Source organism: Agrobacterium sp. CFBP2214 (genome assembly GCF_030209895.1).
In the GTDB taxonomy this organism is placed as follows: Bacteria; Pseudomonadota; Alphaproteobacteria; order Rhizobiales; family Rhizobiaceae; genus Agrobacterium; species Agrobacterium radiobacter.
This window is the reverse complement of the sequence record NZ_JARVRC010000001.1, coordinates 36,853-53,890: the sequence shown is the minus strand read 5'-3', so window position 1 is coordinate 53,890 and position 17,038 is coordinate 36,853. Positions and strand designations below refer to the sequence as shown.

At 58.9% G+C, this 17,038-nt stretch carries 14 protein-coding genes and 1 other RNA gene; 9 read left to right on the top strand and 6 right to left on the bottom strand.

What is annotated here, in order from left to right:
• Nucleotides 1-174: 174 nt before the first annotated feature.
• Both rpmF and polA read right to left on the bottom strand, forming a co-directional pair.
• A complete protein-coding gene (gene rpmF / locus QRN60_RS00245; RefSeq protein ID WP_003507205.1) occupies nucleotides 175-360 on the bottom strand; it encodes a 50S ribosomal protein L32 in 186 nt (61 codons plus the stop codon).
• Nucleotides 361-626: 266 nt separating this feature from the next.
• On the bottom strand, nucleotides 627-3,626 hold the full coding sequence (gene polA, locus QRN60_RS00240) for a DNA polymerase I (RefSeq protein ID WP_129564694.1): 3,000 nt from the start codon (nucleotides 3,624-3,626) through the stop codon (nucleotides 627-629).
• Between the two features lie 415 nt (nucleotides 3,627-4,041).
• On the opposite strand from polA, the gene QRN60_RS00235 reads away from it, so the two are divergent.
• Both QRN60_RS00235 and QRN60_RS00230 read left to right on the top strand, forming a co-directional pair.
• On the top strand, nucleotides 4,042-4,476 hold the full coding sequence (locus QRN60_RS00235) for a MarR family winged helix-turn-helix transcriptional regulator (RefSeq protein WP_035213110.1): 435 nt from the start codon (nucleotides 4,042-4,044) through the stop codon (nucleotides 4,474-4,476).
• Between the two features lie 166 nt (nucleotides 4,477-4,642).
• Entirely contained in the window at nucleotides 4,643-6,034 is a 1,392-nt protein-coding gene (locus QRN60_RS00230; protein ID WP_080865688.1) for a dipeptidase, read from the top strand.
• A gap of 400 nt (nucleotides 6,035-6,434) precedes the next feature.
• Here QRN60_RS00230 and QRN60_RS00225 read toward each other — a convergent pair whose 3' ends face one another.
• A complete protein-coding gene (locus QRN60_RS00225) occupies nucleotides 6,435-6,644 on the bottom strand; it encodes a cold-shock protein (protein WP_003492998.1) in 210 nt (69 codons plus the stop codon).
• Between the two features lie 477 nt (nucleotides 6,645-7,121).
• On the opposite strand from QRN60_RS00225, the gene QRN60_RS00220 reads away from it, so the two are divergent.
• The 3 genes from QRN60_RS00220 to QRN60_RS00210 all read left to right on the top strand — a co-directional run bounded on the left by QRN60_RS00220 (nucleotide 7,122) and on the right by QRN60_RS00210 (nucleotide 11,040).
• Nucleotides 7,122-7,580 (top strand): YbaK/EbsC family protein, encoded by a 459-nt coding sequence (locus tag QRN60_RS00220; protein WP_003507196.1) that lies wholly within the window; start codon nucleotides 7,122-7,124, stop codon nucleotides 7,578-7,580.
• Between the two features lie 146 nt (nucleotides 7,581-7,726).
• The gene (locus tag QRN60_RS00215) at nucleotides 7,727-10,021 is read left to right on the top strand and encodes a transglycosylase domain-containing protein (RefSeq protein ID WP_065694863.1); all 2,295 of its coding nucleotides are present in this window, start codon (nucleotides 7,727-7,729) and stop codon (nucleotides 10,019-10,021) included.
• A gap of 290 nt (nucleotides 10,022-10,311) precedes the next feature.
• On the top strand, nucleotides 10,312-11,040 hold the full coding sequence (locus QRN60_RS00210; protein ID WP_003507192.1) for a sugar transferase: 729 nt from the start codon (nucleotides 10,312-10,314) through the stop codon (nucleotides 11,038-11,040).
• Nucleotides 11,041-11,136: 96 nt separating this feature from the next.
• On the opposite strand, the gene QRN60_RS00205 is transcribed toward QRN60_RS00210, so the two are convergent.
• Nucleotides 11,137-11,712 carry a c-type cytochrome gene (locus QRN60_RS00205; RefSeq protein WP_003507191.1) on the bottom strand — a complete coding sequence of 192 codons (576 nt, stop codon included), beginning with the start codon at nucleotides 11,710-11,712 and terminating at the stop codon, nucleotides 11,137-11,139.
• Nucleotides 11,713-11,861: 149 nt separating this feature from the next.
• Here QRN60_RS00205 and QRN60_RS00200 point away from each other — a divergent pair, with 149 nt between their 5' ends.
• A complete protein-coding gene (locus QRN60_RS00200) occupies nucleotides 11,862-12,617 on the top strand; it encodes a 3-deoxy-manno-octulosonate cytidylyltransferase (protein WP_003507189.1) in 756 nt (251 codons plus the stop codon).
• An 11-nt stretch (nucleotides 12,618-12,628) separates the two neighbouring features.
• On the top strand, nucleotides 12,629-13,492 hold the full coding sequence (locus QRN60_RS00195; protein WP_003507188.1) for a prephenate dehydratase: 864 nt from the start codon (nucleotides 12,629-12,631) through the stop codon (nucleotides 13,490-13,492).
• 15 nt (nucleotides 13,493-13,507) lie between these two features.
• On the opposite strand, the gene nudC is transcribed toward QRN60_RS00195, so the two are convergent.
• Nucleotides 13,508-14,470, bottom strand: coding sequence for an NAD(+) diphosphatase (gene nudC, locus QRN60_RS00190; RefSeq protein WP_284764876.1), 963 nt, complete (start codon nucleotides 14,468-14,470; stop codon nucleotides 13,508-13,510).
• Nucleotides 14,470-14,898 (bottom strand): HIT domain-containing protein, encoded by a 429-nt coding sequence (locus QRN60_RS00185; protein ID WP_035213077.1) that lies wholly within the window; start codon nucleotides 14,896-14,898, stop codon nucleotides 14,470-14,472. Before QRN60_RS00185 ends, nudC begins: the two co-directional genes overlap by 1 nt.
• A gap of 65 nt (nucleotides 14,899-14,963) precedes the next feature.
• Here QRN60_RS00185 and ffs point away from each other — a divergent pair.
• Nucleotides 14,964-15,060: signal recognition particle sRNA small type (gene ffs, locus QRN60_RS00180), an RNA gene on the top strand.
• A gap of 80 nt (nucleotides 15,061-15,140) precedes the next feature.
• Complete coding sequence (locus tag QRN60_RS00175) at nucleotides 15,141-17,018, top strand: DNA polymerase III subunit gamma/tau (RefSeq protein WP_003507182.1); 1,878 nt, start codon at nucleotides 15,141-15,143, stop codon at nucleotides 17,016-17,018.
• Nucleotides 17,019-17,038: the final 20 nt, after the last annotated feature.

Below are 17,038 nucleotides of genomic sequence, written 5' to 3'. Positions count from 1 at the left end.
GCGATATTTCACCGAAGCTCCCCTCCTGTTGCAGGCATCAAACCTGCTCTCCCTAAAAGAGTGTAGGTGGAGCGGCCGAATTTTCCAAGTGAGCGGAAAAGGCAGCCAGACAGTCCAAAAAACAAAAAACCGGCCACGAGGACCGGTTTTTTGCAAAGATGATTTCAGAAAAGCTTATGCGCTTTCCTTCGGCGTCAGAACCTGACGACCGCGATACATACCGGTCTTCAGATCGATATGGTGCGGACGGCGCAGTTCGCCGGAGTTCTTGTCTTCAACGTAGGTCGCAGACTTGAGACCGTCAGCCGAGCGGCGCATGCCACGCTTGGACGGGCTTGTTTTTCTTTTTGGTACAGCCATTTTTGTTACTCCACTTAAGCGGCGAAACAACGGAACCGGCCAGAACCAAAGGCCGAATGTCGGATGTCTCGATATCGGAAATTTGGCGCGCTTATACATGCCCAAACGGGCTTTGACCAGCCCTGACGCGCATTTTTTCCGATTCAGCGGAATAAGCGCAACAAGCGATCGTCAGGCATCGCAAATCATGGCTCACGTCTTATCGAAAATGACGCGCTCCTTGAAGTGGTTCATGTCCCGGAATTCACAGAAAGCCGGTTCGCCGATCAGTGCGCCTCATCCCAATTGTCGGCCGCGCGAGCATCCACTTTCAGCGGCACCTTCATCGAAATCGCCGGCATGGCCGCGTTTTCCATGACAGAGACGACGACGGGCAAGGTCTTTTCGATCTCCGCTTCCTCGACTTCGAAGATGAGTTCGTCATGCACCTGCAACAGCATGCGGGCGGAAAGTTTTTCCGCCTCCAGCGCGGGCTCGATGCGGACCATGGCACGGCGGATGATATCGGCAGCCGAGCCCTGGATCGGCGCGTTGATGGCCGCGCGCTCGTTGAATGCTTTTACCGAAGGATTGGAAGAGCGAATTTCCGGATAATGCGCGCGGCGGCCGAAAATCGTTTCGACATAACCGTTTTCGCGGGCGAAGGCCTTGGTCGCCTCCATGTAGTCGCGAATACCGGGAAAACGCTCGAAATATTTCTTGATATAGTCGCCTGCTTCGGAGCGGGCGATGCTGAGCTGATTGGCAAGGCCAAAAGCGGAAATGCCGTAGATGATGCCGAAGTTGATGGCCTTGGCGCGGCGGCGCACTTCCGACGGCATGCCTTCGACAGGCACGCCGAACATTTCCGATGCCGTCATCGCGTGAATGTCGATGCCGTTTTCGAAGGCGTTGCGAAGCTGCGGAATATCGGCGACATGAGCCAGCACACGCAGTTCGATCTGGCTGTAATCGGCCGACAGAAGCTTGTGACCCGGCGTGGAGATGAAAGCCGTGCGGATCTTGCGCCCTTCGGCAGTGCGGACCGGGATGTTCTGAAGGTTCGGTTCCGAGGAGGACAGGCGTCCCGTGGTGGTGGAGGCGAGCGCATAGGATGTGTGCACCCGCTTCGTTTCGGGATGGATATATCCCGGCAGCGCATCCGTATAGGTCGATTTCAGCTTCGTCAGCTGCCGCCAGTCGACGATCTTGCGCGGCAGTTCGATACCTTCCGCCGCGAGATCTTCCAGAACCTGTGCCGATGTCGACCATTGACCGGTCTTGGTCTTGGAACCACCCGGCAGACCCATCTTGCCAAAAAGGATATCGCCGAGCTGCTTTGGCGATCCGATATTGAAACGCTCGCCTGCCAGCTCGTAGATTTCCTCTTCGAAGGACGCAGCCTTCTGCGCGAGTTCGCCGGAAAGGCGCGAGAGAATCTGCCGGTCGATGGTGATGCCGCGCTCTTCCATATGCGCCAGAACCGGCACGAGGGGGCGCTCCAGCCGCTCATAGACCTTGGTCAGCCGTTCCGACACAAGCCTCGGCTTCAGCGCCATCCATAGCCTTAAGGTGACATCCGCGTCTTCCGCCGCGTAGGCTGTCGCCTTGTCGATATCGACAAAATCGAAGGTGACGCTCGACTTGCCCGATCCCGCCACGTCCTTATAGGCGATCGGCGTGTGGCCAAGCCAGCGTTCGGACAGCGAATCCATGCCGTGCGTGGCCTTGCCGGCCTCGAGAACATAGGAAATCAGCATCGTGTCGTCGAAGCTCTGCATGACGACGCCGTGGCGTTTCATCAGCAGATAATCATATTTGAGGTTCTGGGCGACTTTCAGGACAGCTTCATCTTCGAGCAGGTCCTTCAGGCGCGCCAGCGCCTCGGCAAAGGGCACCTGCCCCTCCGCCATTCTGATGCCATCGCTGAAGAGATCGCCGCCGGAGCCGGTCTTGTGCGTCAAAGGAACATAAGCGGCCCGGATATCGGTGCCCGTGGCATCCTTGCCGTTATCGGCAATCGCCAGAGAGAAACCGACAAGTTCGGCCTGCATCGGATCGAGCGAGGTCGTTTCCGTATCGAAGGCGACAACGCCCGTCTCCCGGGCCGCCGCAATCCAGCGGTCGAGCGTCGGAAGATCCCTGATCGTTAGATAGGCTGTCGTATCGATCTTGGCGGCGGAAAAAAGCGCCTGTCGCGCTGCGGCCAGATCGGCGGGCGCGCTGCCCTCCCCCGTTACTTTTCTTGCCGGAGCGGCGGGCGAAGCCGCGGCGCCAGCGGTGTTAGTGGCCACTTCACCAGCCTGAACGGCAGGGGCTGGCGCATCAAGATCGGGACCATGGGCATCGGCACCCCATTGCACCGGCACATTGGCAGGGTCGATGGCAGAAGCGTCGGTTTCGGTCGCTTCGGCCACCCGGCGTGTCAGCGTCGTGAACTCCATCGCCTTCAGGAAGGCGATCAGTTTCGGCCCGTTCTGCGGTTCGAGCACCAGCGCTTCAAGCGACTGCTCCAGCGGCACATCAGTCCTGAGCGCCACAAGCTGTCTGGAAAGGCGGGCAAGTTCCGCATTGGCGATGATATTCTCCCGCCGCTTCTGCTGCTTGATTTCGCCAGCACGGGTCAGGAGGGTATCGAGATCGCCATATTCCTCCAGCAACTGCGCCGCCGTCTTCGGGCCGATGCCGGGAATGCCGGGCACATTGTCGGTAGAATCGCCGGTCATCGCCTGCAGGTCGATCATCTTTTCAGGGCCTACGCCCCACTTCTCGATGACATCAGGAATGCCGATCTGCTTGTCCTTCATGGCGTCGTACATGTGTACATTGGCCGTGACGAGCTGCATCAGATCCTTGTCGGAGGAGATGATGGTGACATCGGCGCCGATCGCTTCGGCCTGCCGGGCATAAGTGGCGATGATATCATCAGCCTCGAAGCCTTCCGTCTCGATGCAGGGAAGGTTGAAGGCGCGCGTCGCCTCGCGGATCAGGCCGAATTGCGGAACCAGATCTTCCGGCGGCGCGGTGCGGTTGGCCTTGTAGAGATCATAAAGCTCGTTGCGGAAGGTCTTCGATGAATGGTCGAAAATCACCGCGAAATGGGTAGGCGTCACGCCGACATCGGTATTGCGCGCATCCCTCAAGAGCTTCCACAACATGTTGCAGAAACCGGAAACGGCGTTGACCGGCAGCCCGTCCGACTTGCGGTTCAGCGGCGGGATTGCATGGAAGGCCCGGAAAATGAAACCGGAACCGTCAACGAGGAAGAGATGATCGCCTTTTTTCATGGGTAGCATGGATAGCGCGGGGCCGTTTTGACGTCTACCGAAACTTCGCACAACGCACCGTAAAGCGCGGGGAACGAGGCGTCAGCACAGGCCCGCAAAATTCACCGGAACGTTACCGATTTGTAATCCGCTCTTCCCTTGAAAAGCCGCATTTGCAGACACATTTCATAAGGGACGGCGCCTGATCACGCCGTAGTCTGATAGCTGGCTCGTCCCCCGCCGCGTCAGACCGGACAAAGGCCTTTCCCCCTCTCCGGGCCTTTGTCCTCCAATATGACCGCCATGGCCGACCCCTCCCGGCCATGGCGGTTTTATTTTATGCGCCGTTTCGGGCTGGCCTAAACATATCATGCGATATATATTGCGCTATTGAATTGCCGGGCTAAGCCGGCCGTGATGTTTTATGGGCGGAAAAATGGGTTTTTCCCGGGACGAATCGGCGATCTATCTCGCCTCGAAAATGGCGCGGGAATTCACCATGGCGCTGCAGAAAAGAGCCGCCGCCCTGGGTTTCTCGCCCGGACAATTCCCCATTCTCATCGAACTTTGGCATGAGGACGGCCTGACGCAGCGACAATTGCTTGATAGAATCGATGTCGAACAGGCGACGCTCGCCAATACGCTCTCACGCATGGAACGCGACGGGCTGATCATCCGCAAATCCCATCCAAGCGACCGCCGTGCCCAGATCATCGAGCTGACACAGCGCGGCAGGGATCTGGAAGCCAATGCCATTGCAGCTTCCGAAGCCACCGAAGATGCACTGCTCAAGGATTTCCGGCGTTTCGAGAGACAGCTTTTGCTGGAATATATGCGCCGGGCGATCGAAAGCGCCAAAAAAGCGAAATAGCATTTACAGCCCGAAACCACTTCGCACTTTCCCTGAACTGCTCTATCGTTCCGGCGGCCGCACGTTTGCCGATTCACGACGCGCCGGCCCCCTTGTTTCCCGCGATGCGCGATGCCCGGATGTTTCGTCTTATCGCCGGGTCACGACAGACATGACAGGATCAGCGATGACAGACGTTTCCCCCATTCTTTCCACCGCCGACGACAATCTCACCTCCAGCCTTGAGCGACTGTTCGAGCTCGTACGCATTCCGTCGATTTCGACGGACCCCGCCTACAAGGCGGAATGCCGCAAGGCGGCGGAGTGGCTGGTCAGGACGCTTTCAGCGCTCGGCTTTACGGCCTCCGTGCGCGATACGGCCGGCCACCCCATGGTGGTGGCGCATCATGATGCGGCCACCAAGGACGCGCCGCATGTGCTTTTTTACGGCCATTATGACGTACAGCCGGTTGATCCGCTCGAGCTCTGGGAAAACGATCCGTTCGAACCCGCCGTCAAGGATATCGGCGCCGGCCGCCAGGTGATCACGGGACGTGGTACGGCAGACGACAAGGGCCAGCTGATGACCTTCGTCGAAGCCTGCCGCGCCTATAAGGCAGTGAATGGCGGCCTGCCGGTGCGTGTCACCATTCTTTTTGAAGGCGAAGAGGAATCCGGCTCGCCGTCGCTGAAGCCTTTCCTCGAAGCCAATGCGGAAGAACTGAAGGCCGATTATGCGCTGGTCTGCGATACCGGCATGTGGGACCGGGATACGCCAGCCATTGCTGCGGCCCTTCGCGGCCTGGTCGGCGAAGAAGTCGTCATCACAGCAGCCGACCGCGATCTGCATTCCGGTCTGTTCGGTGGGGCGGCGGCAAACCCCATCCACATCCTCACCGATATTCTCGCCGGCCTGCATGACGAGACCGGCCGGGTAACTCTTTCAGGCTTTTATGACGGCGTGGAAGAAACCCCAGCCAACATCAAGGCCTCCTGGGAAACGCTGGGCCGCACGGCCGAAGCCTTTCTCGGCGAAGTCGGCCTTTCGGTTCCCTCGGGCGAAAAGGGTCGCTCCGTGCTGGAGCAGACCTGGGCGCGGCCAACGGCGGAAGTCAACGGCATTATCGGCGGCTATACCGGCGATGGTTTCAAGACCGTGATCGCCGCGAAAGCCTCCGCCAAGGTGTCTTTCCGTCTCGTCGGTGAGCAGGACCCTGCGGCCATTCGCGAAAGCTTCCGGGGCTATGTGCGCTCGAAAATACCCGCCGACTGCTCCGTGGAGTTCCACGAACATGGCGGTTCACCCGCCATCCAGCTGTCCTACGACTCGCCCGTACTGACCAAAGCCAAAAATGCGCTTTCGGAAGAGTGGCCAAAGCCCGCCGTCGTCATCGGCATGGGAGGCTCGATCCCGATCGTCGGCGATTTCCAGAAGATGCTGGGAATGGATTCGCTGCTTGTGGGCTTCGGACTTACCGATGACCGCATTCATTCGCCGAATGAAAAATACGACCTGCAGTCGTTCCACAAGGGCATCCGCTCCTGGGTCCGCATTCTCGACGCACTCGCGGCAAAATAATCCGAAAAAAGAGGAGGCGCCGAATATTCGGCACCTCCTCGGTACATAAACAAAAAGGCCGGGCAAGCCCGACCTTTCCATCCGTTTTTCGTCAATGCCAGTACATCCGTGGTCAAAGCGTTCAAACGGTCTGATGCTCCAGAGCGCGCCAAAGATATCGACGCTGCTTTCCGGCTCAGGATCGGCTGCTTTGGTTAATCTTTGGTTAACGCAACAGCAGCGGCACTTTTAAAAGCGCCATTCCCGGCAGTTCCGATCCGGAGCACTGTTGAACCCTATATTGGTATGTCGTCCGGCTCTTTCAAGAGTGGCCGGCCCAGTCCCTTCCTGCAAAAGAAAAAGGCCGGAAAAATCCGGCCTTTCCATTCATGCGAATGACCCTTTCGGGCCAAAGCGCTTATCAGGCAGCAACGAGGTTGCCTGCGGACATCTTGCCCGAGCGACGATCCTGCATCAGCTCGTAGGAGAGCTTCTGGCCGTCGTTGAGGGCGGTCAGACCAGCGCGCTCAACAGCGGAGATGTGAACGAATACGTCCTGCGAACCGTCGTCAGGCTGAATGAAGCCGTAGCCCTTGGTTGCGTTGAACCACTTTACTGTACCAGTCGCCATAACGATTTCCTTCCGTTGGCAATTGTATTTGCACTGCGAGCAGTGCGGACTTAGGTCGAATTTGAAGGAAAGATCGTCGTGTGCACCCAAAAAGGCGCCGAAGCTCTGGTCGTCAAACAAATATCGATGGCCGAACACCTAGGTTGGCAGGGGCGAAAAGTCAAGTTTCTTTGAAAAACGCGGCGATCTTTGTGAGCCGCCGGCCACCCAAATCCGTTGGAAACAAGGCCCTAAACAGCAAAAACCCGGCGCGGGAGGAGGTGCGCCGGGTTCTTGAAACTGACTGACAATTGGGAGGAGGAGTATTGTCAGTCCAATCGGGCGACGCTGGGAGGAGGAGTGCGTCGCTTCGATGGTTTGAAGATACAGGATATCAGCTTAAAAAACAGACGTTTCATCGCAGCGCAGCATTGCGCATAATGCATAGCTACTTCAGGGTGACTTGAAGCTTCTCCGCGTAACGCCTAATAAATACGCATGTCTATCGAATCCGTCAGAGCCTTCTTCACCGAAAAGTCGCCCGAAGTGACCGTGATTGAAACGGAAGCGAGTTCAGCGACGGTGGCGCTGGCCGCCGAAGCACACGGCGTCGACCCCGACCAGATTGCGAAAACGATCTGCCTGAAGGCGGGCGACACCATTCTTCTCGTCGTCGCCGCCGGCACGAAACGCCTCGACAACCGGAAATTCCGCGATCATTTCGGAGCAAAGCCGCGCATGCTTGGACCGGATGAGGTGGTTGCGGTGACCAGCCATCCCATCGGCGGGGTGTGCCCTTTCGGCCTGCCCTCGACCCTCCCGGTGTTTTGCGACATATCACTGAAAAACTATCGTGAGGTAGTTCCCGCGGCCGGCGCCACCAATGCGGCGGTGAAGATTTCACCCGATGTGATGGCCGAACTGACGGACGCGGAGTGGGTCGACGTCTGCCAATGACGCTGATTTGATGCGGCCGGGACTTAACCCCGCCTTAAATTGCCGCATTTAAACTCTTCATCCTGGATTAAGGATCGCGCAGGCATAGAAGCCTGAAACCCGAATGGGATGCGCGCGGTTTCGCGAATAGGAGCGACTTCGGCTGGATGGCAGGCAAGGGTAAATCACGCGAACGGGTAGAACCTTCCTTCGGGGATTTCCATGAGTCCGGTGACGACCTGCGCCTTGACGCCAGCGAGCGCATCAGCGGAACCACAAAGCAGCAGGCCAGGAAACCGAAGCCGGCATCCGGCCGCACCAAATCCAGCAAAAAAGAAAAGCGCACCCGCAGTTCCGGCCGTGGCGCGACGGGCTTCCTCCGCTCCCTCGTTTATTGGTGTATCGTACTCGGCATCTGGGGCGGCATCGGCGTTGCCGGTCTTGTCCTCTATTATGGCGCGCGCATGCCGAGCGCCAGCAGCTGGTCCATTCCCGAACGCCCGCCGAATGTGAAGATCGTTTCGGTGAATGGCAGCGTGCTTGCCAATCGCGGCACCACCGGCGGCGAGGCGCTCGCGCTGGAGGACATGTCACCCTATATTCCGCAGGCCGTGATGGCGATCGAGGACCGGCGGTTCTATTCGCATTTCGGCGTCGATCCGCTGGGTCTTGGACGCGCTATCGTAACGAATGTCCTGACGGGGCGAACGGTGCAGGGCGGCTCGACGCTGACACAGCAGCTGGCAAAAAACCTGTTCCTCTCGCCGGATCGCACGCTGGAGCGCAAGGTTCAGGAAGTGCTGCTGTCTTTCTGGCTGGAGCATGAATTCACCAAGGACCAGATTCTCGCGATGTATCTCAATCGCGTCTATTTCGGCTCCAATGCCTATGGCGTCGAGGCGGCCTCGCGGCGCTACTTCAACAAATCCGCGCGCGACGTCAATCTGGGCGAAGCGGCAATGCTGGCCGGGCTTCTTAAAGCGCCCTCGCGCCTTTCGCCGGCGCGCGATCCGCAGGCGGCGGAAGAGCGGGCGCAGGTCGTGCTGCAATCCATGCGCGATGTCGGCTTCATCACGGACGACGAAATCAAGACCGCCATGTCGCAGCCGCCAACCAAGGCGAAACGTTTCTGGTCCGGCGCCGAACATTACGCCGCCGACATGGTGCTGGAGGAGGTGCGCAACCTGGTTGGCGAGGTGAAGCAGGATATCGTCGTCGACACGACGATCGATCCCAATCTCGAGCGCGATGCCGAAAAGGCGCTGACCCACGTGCTGCAGGGCGACGGCAAGAAACAGGGCGCCTCGCAAGCGGCCCTTGTTTCCATTGATGGCACGGGTGCAATCCGGGCCGTGGTAGGCGGGGCTGATTATGCCGAAAGCCAGTTCAACCGCGCCGCCAAGGCAAAACGGCAACCCGGCTCCGCATTCAAGCCCTTCGTTTACGTCGCCGCGCTCGAATCCGGGCTTACCCCCTATACCATCCGTAATGACGCGCCTGTTCGTATCGGCAACTGGACCCCGGAAAATTACGAGAAGAAATATCGAGGCGAAGTGACACTCGCCACCGCGCTCGCCAATTCGCTGAACACCATTGCCGCGCAGCTGGTGATGGAAGTGGGTCCTGATCGTGTGACCCAGGTGGCGCATCGCATGGGCATCGAATCCGAGCTGCAGAACAATGCCTCCATCGCGCTCGGCACCTCGGAAGTGTCGCTGATGGAGCTGACGGCCTCCTACGCCCCCTTCATGAATGGCGGCTACAAGGCGACGCCGCATATCGTCAAACGCATCACCGACGCCGATGGCAAAGTGCTTTACGAAAACAAATACGACAATCCGCCCCGCGTTCTGAGCGAAGAGATCGCCGCGACCATGAACAGCATGCTGTCGCGCGTCATCACCGAAGGTACCGGCAAGGCGGCAAGGCTGCAGGGCTGGCAGGCGGCTGGAAAATCCGGCACGACGCAGTCCTTCCGCGATGCACTTTTTGTCGGCTACACAAGCAACCTGACCACCGGTGTCTGGTTCGGCAATGACGACGGCACATCAATGAAAAAGGTCACCGGCGGCGGGCTTCCGGCAAAGGCGTGGAAAGATTTCATGACCGCCGCCCATTCGGGGCTTTCACCCTCGCCGCTCTTCGGGCTTGGCGCAGGCGGCGTGCCGCCGCTTGGGGAAATGCAGCAGCCGGCACCGGAAAACCCGCCCTCCTCCATCGGCGATATCATTTCCAATGCGCTCGGGGGCGGGACGCCGGATACGCGCGCCTATCCCCAAGCCCCCATTGCGCCGAACCCGAATCAGCCGGATGTGCCGATGCCGCCGGCAAATATCCCTTCCCGCGATATCGAGCCCGGCTATTCAGCCGGCAACGGGCCTGTACCACCCGCCGATATCGGCGGTCAGGCGCCATCCGGACCAAAGCAGACGACCCTGCTCGATATTCTGATGGGAAACTGACGGCATAGCGTGGCCGGCAGGCGCTGATCTCACGGCCGGTGACGATGACGTCATTGTCGCGCTAAATTCCCGATTTAGCAGGATTTGGCTCCATGGAGACTGGTCGTCTCGGCAGCTACGAGCGGAGAGGATGCTCGCCCTGCAACATCCGCGTGCAGTCGCATTAACCGTAGATTGCCATTTGCTCCGGAGCGGTTACATTTCGGATGACTTTTTACGGTAAATGAATTATTAATCGTTCATATAAATTAATTTTCTTCTATCAAAATAACTTTTCAGGGCTCTATATTATGCTGGGTACTAAAGGCTCATCGCATGCCGTTTTTTACGGTGCCTCCTATTCCGCAGCCACAACTTTCGAATCGTCGGAAACGCAACCTTCCTCTTCGGAAAAAACCGTCTCCGCATTTTTGCGCGGCCAGTTCGCGCTCAAAAGAACGATGGATATTGCAGGGGCGTCCATCGCCCTTGTCGCGCTCGCGCCGGTGTTGCTCACCGTAGCGGCTCTGGTCAAACTCGATAGCAAAGGGCCGGTCCTGTTTTCGCAGGTCCGCTGGGGTATGAACGGGCGGAAAATCCGTGTCTATAAATTCCGCTCCATGAGAACCGACCTTTGCGATGCCACCGGTGTGGCGCAAACGGTGAAGAACGATCCCAGAATAACCCGGATCGGCGCGATTCTTCGCCGCACGAATATCGACGAACTGCCGCAGCTTCTGAATGTGCTGAAAGGCGATATGTCGCTGGTCGGGCCCCGCTGCCATGCCATCGGCATGCTGGCGGCCGGCCGTCTTTATGAGGAACTGGTGCCGCACTACCATATGCGGCACCGGGTGCGGCCGGGCATTACCGGCCTCGCACAGATGCGGGGATTACGCGGCCCGACGGATCGCAGCGACAAGGCGCGCGCCCGAATCGTCTCCGATCTTTATTACGTCGACAATTTTTCGATCTGGCTTGATATCAGGATCATGGTCGGAACGGTGATTTCCGAATTGCGCGGCGGCAAGGGTTTCTGATTTTTCAGACGCCATTCCCGCAGCTGCAGTCCATCCGTTATAAAAACAAAAGCCCGGCAGCGATGCCGGGCTTTTATCATGAAATCATCATGACAATCAGTTTGTCGGCGCGGGAGCCGCTGCCGGATCCGGAAGCGGTGCCGGGTTTGCCGAAAGCGTGCGCAGATAAGCGATGAGATCGGCGCGTTCCGTCTCCTTCTTCACACCCGCAAAACCCATGGCCGTGCCGGGAACGTGTTTCTTGGGGGATTCGAGGAAGTAGCTGAGATGATCGTAGTCCCAATGCACGGAACCGCCCTTGGAGAAATCCTTCATCCCGGCGGAATAGCTGAAACCTTCATGGCTGGCGATCGGCCGGTTGACGATATCGAAGAGATTGGGGCCGACCTTGTTTGCACCACCACTCTCTCCGGTATGACAGCTCGTACACTTCTTGAAGACTGTTTCGCCCTTGGCGGCATCGGCGCTGGCAAGCAATTGCGCGATCGGCGTCGCCGCGGCAGCGGCTTCACCGCCACCCGCTTCGCCGCCGCTCTCTGCCGCAGCAATGGCGAAACCTTCCTTTTCGGGCGCAGGCGCATGGAAAATGCCCTCAGACGCAATCGACACCGACATCAGGACGAAAACCGTGCCAAGCAACGCCCCAACGCCCATATTTACATAAGAATTCATCTATATGCGCTCCCTCGCATCCGCTTGATATAACGGGCATCTTGAAATTGCTCGAAAGCTATGGCTTTTGCACAGCCTGCGCAACTTGAATAATGCTCCCCACACCGTGACGTTTTGACACTTTTCGGGCGGGATTTGAAGGGTGTCGGATGAAGAATCGGGAATTCGAGAAAGCTGTCGTCCTCATACCGGCGCGGATGGCATCCACACGCCTGCCAGGCAAGCCGCTCGCCGACATAGGCGGCAAGCCGATGATCGTGCAGGTTGCGCTGCGGGCACGCGAGGCCGGTGCGGAACGAATCGTTGTTGCCGTTGATGACGAACAGGTGTTTTCGGCCGTGCAAAATGCCGGTTTCGACGTGATGATGACCCGCGACGACCACCAGTCCGGCTCGGACCGCATTTTCGAAGCGCTGCAAAAGGCCGACCCCTATGGAAAGGCGGAATATGTCATCAATGTTCAGGGCGACCTGCCGACCATTGAGGCGGAAACGATCCGCGCTTCGCTGCGCCCACTGGAAAATACAGAGGTCGATATTGCGACACTGACGGTCGAAATCACCGACGAGGAAGAAAAAACCAATCCGAACGTGGTGAAAGTGGTGGGCAGCCCGCTTTCCGAGACGCGATTGCGCGCGCTTTATTTTACCCGCACCACCGCACCCTATGGCGATGGCCCGCTTTATCATCACATCGGGCTTTATACCTATCGCCGCTCTGCGCTCGAGACATTCGTGAGCCTGCCGCCCTCGCCGCTTGAAAAACGCGAACGGCTGGAACAGCTGCGCGCACTGGAAGCGGGGATGCGCATCGACGCTGAAATCGTCCGTTCCGTGCCGCTCGGCGTCGACACGCCGCACGATCTGGAAAAAGCCCGCAAAATTCTCGCAAGCAGAACCCTCTAACGGACAGTCCCATGACCTTGAGCACAAATCGTATTGCCTTCCAGGGCGAATTCGGCGCGAATTCCGACATGGCCTGCCGCGACATGTTCCCGGATATGGAGCCTTTGCCCTGCCCGACCTTCGAGGATGCCTTCAACGCCATTGAAAACGGCGAAGCTGATCTCGGCATGATCCCGATTGAAAATACACTGGCCGGCCGCGTTGCGGATATTCATCACCTGCTGCCGGAATCGCGCCTGCACATCATCGGCGAATACTTCATGCCGATCCGCTTCCAGCTGATGGTGATGCCCGGCGTGAAGAAGGATGAGATTCGCACCGTCCACAGCCACATCCACGCGCTTGGCCAATGCCGCAAGATCATCCGTTCCAACGGCTGGAAGCCCGTCATCGCCGGCGATACGGCAGGCTCCGCAAGGCTCGTGTCCGAACAGGGCGACCGCAGCATGGCGGCCCTTGCGCCACGTCTTGCCGCCAGCCTCTACGGTCTCGATATTCTCGCTGAAAATGTCGAGGATTCGGAAAACAACGTCACGCGCTTCGTGGTGCTTTCCCGCGATGAAAACTGGGCCAAGCGCCAGTCGAGTGACGAAATCGTCGTCACGACCTTCGTTTTCAACGTTCGCAATATTCCGGCAGCACTTTACAAGGCCATGGGCGGCTTTGCGACGAACGGCATCAACATGACGAAGCTCGAAAGCTACCAGCTCGGCGGCAAATTCGTGGCGACGCAGTTTTATGCCGATATTGAAGGCCACCCCGATGACGAGCCGGTGCGGCATGCGCTGGACGAGTTGCGTTTCTTCTCGGAAAAAGTCCGCATTCTCGGCGTCTACAACGGTCACGCGATGCGCGGCAAGCTCAACCAAAGCTGAGCCTGCCGCAGCCCATTATTTTAGCCATTCCACCCAGTCGCGCATCAGCCGATGCGCGATGGCTCCCATTGGCGGCGCGGAAAAACCTTCACCCGTCGGGGCCTCCAGCATCTTTGCTACCTCTTCCCGCGTGAACCAGCGGCAATCCTCAAGCTCGATCTCGTCACGCGCGATCTCAAAAGAGAGCGCCTCGGCATAACAGCCTATCATCAGCGTATGCGGCATCGGCCAGGGCTGGGAGGCGTGATACCGCACACGACCGATTTCAACGCCGGATTCCTCATGCGTTTCGCGGCGGACGGCCTGTTCGATGGTTTCGCCCGGCTCCACGAAGCCGGCAAGGCAGGAATACATGCCCGGCGCAAAATGCGCACCGCGGCCAAGCAGGCAGAGATCACGCTCGATATCGATGGTCATCATGATGACAACGGGATCGGTGCGCGGAAAAATAGTGTGGCTGCAGGCGCCGCAGATGCGCTTGTAGCCGCCGATTCGCAGCTCCATGGTTCCGCCGCACTTACCGCAAAAGCGATTGTCACCATTCCAGTGCGTCAGGCTGACTGCCTGCGCAACCTCGCTCAGCAGTTCCTCGTCGAGAAGATGATCGCGATAAAGCGTGCCGGCATCGGCCAGCTTGTAATGGCTCGCCAGCTGATCCTCGGCCACGGCGACCGGCACCGCAATTCTCGGCTCGCCGGTTTCGCGGTATCCGAGCAGCACGGCATTGTCGAAATCCGGCTGCAATTCGGCCAGCTCATAGGCGGAAAACAGGGGATCGATGACCTGCTCATCATGTTTCAGGACCAGCCGGTTGCCCGAGAAGGCAAAAATATGGGTGCCATCGACTTTCAGTGCATCGGCAACACACTCCTCCGTCCGCTTTTCGGCGAAACGGTCGAGGGCATTTTTGGAAAAGGCCGTCAGCAGGCTTGCTTCAGGATGGGGGGCAGTGGTTTCAAAAATTTTCATGGAAATCATCAGAGCGCGCCGGAGATTTTTTTCATCAAAGTTTCCTTTTCGCCCGCAGCATAGGGCACCGCCGTTCCGTAACCCCAGATGGGGCCGGGCCAGCAGGTGTCGCCTTCATTGCGGGCGATAATATGGACATGCAATTGCCGGACGATATTGCCCAAAGCACCGACATTTATCTTGGTGGCCCCCGTGATCTCCTTCAAGGCGGACGCGACGAGATTGGTCTCGAATGTCAGCACGGCCTGATCAAGCGGGGTGAGATCGAACAATTCGCTGACGCCGTCTCGCTGCGGCACCAGCACCAGCCAAGGCCAGCGACTGTCGTTTTGCAAACGCAGTTCACATAGCCCCAAACGCGTCACAAGCACACTGTCGCGCGCCAGCCTGTCGTCCAGCCGGAATGTCTCCAAGGTGTCCTCCATGTTTGTTTTCATCGTGATAGCAGTTTTTTGAAGGCTTGGCTTGCATTTGCTGTCGATATTGCCGATATGTGGCCCCGGGAGGTTGGTGGTGGACGAGCCACTCGCCAACCGGGTCAGGTCCGGAAGGAAGCAGCCCTAACGAGCCCGGCACGGGTCGCCGTGCCAGCCTCCCACCTTTTTTAAAAGACGTGCTCAGCTTTCGCCGGGCCAGTTCAGCGCCCCGAGACAAACTGGCAAAACAAACTGGCGAGGCAATGAGCGATACCGTACCCACCACAACAAGCGAATCCCAGGTCGGGACCGGCTACCGGGTACTGGCACGCAAATATCGCCCGAAAGATTTTTCTGATCTGATGGTCGGCCAGGAGCCGATGGTCCGCACGCTGACCAACGCGTTTGAGACCGGCCGCATTGCCCAGGCCTATATGCTGACCGGCGTTCGCGGCGTGGGCAAAACGACCACGGCACGCATTCTCGCCCGCGCGCTGAATTACAAGACCGACACCATCGACAAGCCGACCATCGACCTTCGGATCCCCGGCGAACATTGCCAGGCGATCATGGAAGGCCGGCATGTCGACGTGATCGAGATGGACGCCGCCTCCCATACGGGTATCGACGATATTCGCGAGATCATCGAGCAGGTGCGTTACCGCCCGGTTTCGGCGCGCTACAAGGTCTATATCATCGACGAAGTGCACATGCTGTCGACGCAGGCGTTTAACGGTCTTCTGAAGACGCTGGAAGAGCCGCCGGAACATGTGAAATTCATCTTCGCGACCACCGAAATCCGCAAGGTTCCAATTACCGTTCTGTCGCGCTGCCAGCGCTTCGACCTGCGCCGCATCAGCGCCGCCGATCTCGTCGGCCTGTTCACCGCCATTGCCGGCAAGGAAGGTTTCGAGGCCGATCCGCAGGCGCTGTCGATGATCGCCCGCGCTGCAGAGGGTTCCGCCCGTGACGGCCTTTCCCTGCTCGACCAGGCGATTGCCCATGGTGGCGGCCGCGTGGAGGCCGAAGCGGTGCGCGGCATGCTCGGCCTTGCCGACCGTGCGCGCATCGTCGATCTCTTCCAGCACGTCGTCAAAGGCGATGTCGCGGCAGCCCTTTCGGAGTTCAACGGGCAATATGAGGCAGGCGCGAACCCTGTCGTCGTATTGAACGACCTTGCCGATTTCACCCATCTCGTCACCCGCATGAAATATGTGCCTGATGCGGCGGAAGACCCCTCGCTTTCGGAAATAGAACGCGTGCGTGGTGCGGAATTTGCCGAGACGATTGCGGTAACCGCACTGTCACGTATCTGGCAGATGCTGCTGAAGGGCATTCCAGAAACGGAAAACGCCTCGCGGCCTGCCGGTGCTGCCGAAATGGTTCTGATCCGGCTTTCGCACGCCGCCAATCTGCCCGCACCTGAAGATGCCGCGCGGCGCCTGCTCGAGCTTTCGAGCGGCGACGGCGGCGGTTACGCCAATGGCGGACCTTCGGGCGGCGGCAATGGCGGCGGTGCGCGCGCCTATTCGTCAGGACAGACCGTGGCCGCGGGAAGACCTGTCGATCTTCCCGCCCAGCGCCAGACGACGCCGCAGACCTCCGCCATGCTGCGCGCCGTTCCAGACAGCCGCCCGCAGGAGATGCAGGTCGTAGCACCCAAAACCGAGGAGCGGCCGGAGCCGAAGGTTCCCGTCAATTCGGTGCAGGATATTGCCGATCTCTGCCAGAAGAACCGCGATCCCGTCATGCGGGCGAAGGTGCGAAACTTTGTGCGGCTGGTGCGGCTGGAGCCCGGCCGGCTTGATATGCGCCTCGGCGAAGGCGCGCCCGGCTCTCTGCCCGGCGAGCTTGGCGTCAAGCTCAAGGAATGGACCGGTATCCACTGGATCATAAGCCTCAGCAAGGAACAGGGGGAACCTACCCTCGTCGAAGCTGAAGGCAATGCCCGGGATGCCCGCCTTGTCGATGCGCGTCAGGATCCTGACGTTGCCGCCATTCTGGCGCAGTTTCCCGGCGCAAAAATCACCGACGTGCGCATCCGTGCCGCCGCACAGGATGAGGCGGAGGATATCGCGCCGCCATCGGTTGCCGAATCGAGCGAAGGTGACATCCTTCCCGGCGACGACATCGAGTTTTAAACAAAAAGAACAGGAGATTG

Bases quoted from the DNA above. Each gene is read 5' to 3' on its own strand.
- rpmF (WP_003507205.1), bottom strand. From the start codon at position 360: ATGGCTGTACCAAAAAGAAAAACAAGCCCGTCCAAGCGTGGCATGCGC.
- polA (WP_129564694.1), bottom strand. From the start codon at position 3,626: ATGAAAAAAGGCGATCATCTCTTCCTCGTTGACGGTTCCGGTTTCATT.
- QRN60_RS00235 (WP_035213110.1), top strand. From the start codon at position 4,042: ATGGGTTTTTCCCGGGACGAATCGGCGATCTATCTCGCCTCGAAAATG.
- QRN60_RS00230 (WP_080865688.1), top strand. From the start codon at position 4,643: ATGACAGACGTTTCCCCCATTCTTTCCACCGCCGACGACAATCTCACC.
- QRN60_RS00225 (WP_003492998.1), bottom strand. From the start codon at position 6,644: ATGGCGACTGGTACAGTAAAGTGGTTCAACGCAACCAAGGGCTACGGC.
- QRN60_RS00220 (WP_003507196.1), top strand. From the start codon at position 7,122: ATGTCTATCGAATCCGTCAGAGCCTTCTTCACCGAAAAGTCGCCCGAA.
- QRN60_RS00215 (WP_065694863.1), top strand. From the start codon at position 7,727: ATGGCAGGCAAGGGTAAATCACGCGAACGGGTAGAACCTTCCTTCGGG.
- QRN60_RS00210 (WP_003507192.1), top strand. From the start codon at position 10,312: ATGCTGGGTACTAAAGGCTCATCGCATGCCGTTTTTTACGGTGCCTCC.
- QRN60_RS00205 (WP_003507191.1), bottom strand. From the start codon at position 11,712: ATGAATTCTTATGTAAATATGGGCGTTGGGGCGTTGCTTGGCACGGTT.
- QRN60_RS00200 (WP_003507189.1), top strand. From the start codon at position 11,862: ATGAAGAATCGGGAATTCGAGAAAGCTGTCGTCCTCATACCGGCGCGG.
- QRN60_RS00195 (WP_003507188.1), top strand. From the start codon at position 12,629: ATGACCTTGAGCACAAATCGTATTGCCTTCCAGGGCGAATTCGGCGCG.
- nudC (WP_284764876.1), bottom strand. From the start codon at position 14,470: ATGATTTCCATGAAAATTTTTGAAACCACTGCCCCCCATCCTGAAGCA.
- QRN60_RS00185 (WP_035213077.1), bottom strand. From the start codon at position 14,898: ATGAAAACAAACATGGAGGACACCTTGGAGACATTCCGGCTGGACGAC.
- QRN60_RS00175 (WP_003507182.1), top strand. From the start codon at position 15,141: ATGAGCGATACCGTACCCACCACAACAAGCGAATCCCAGGTCGGGACC.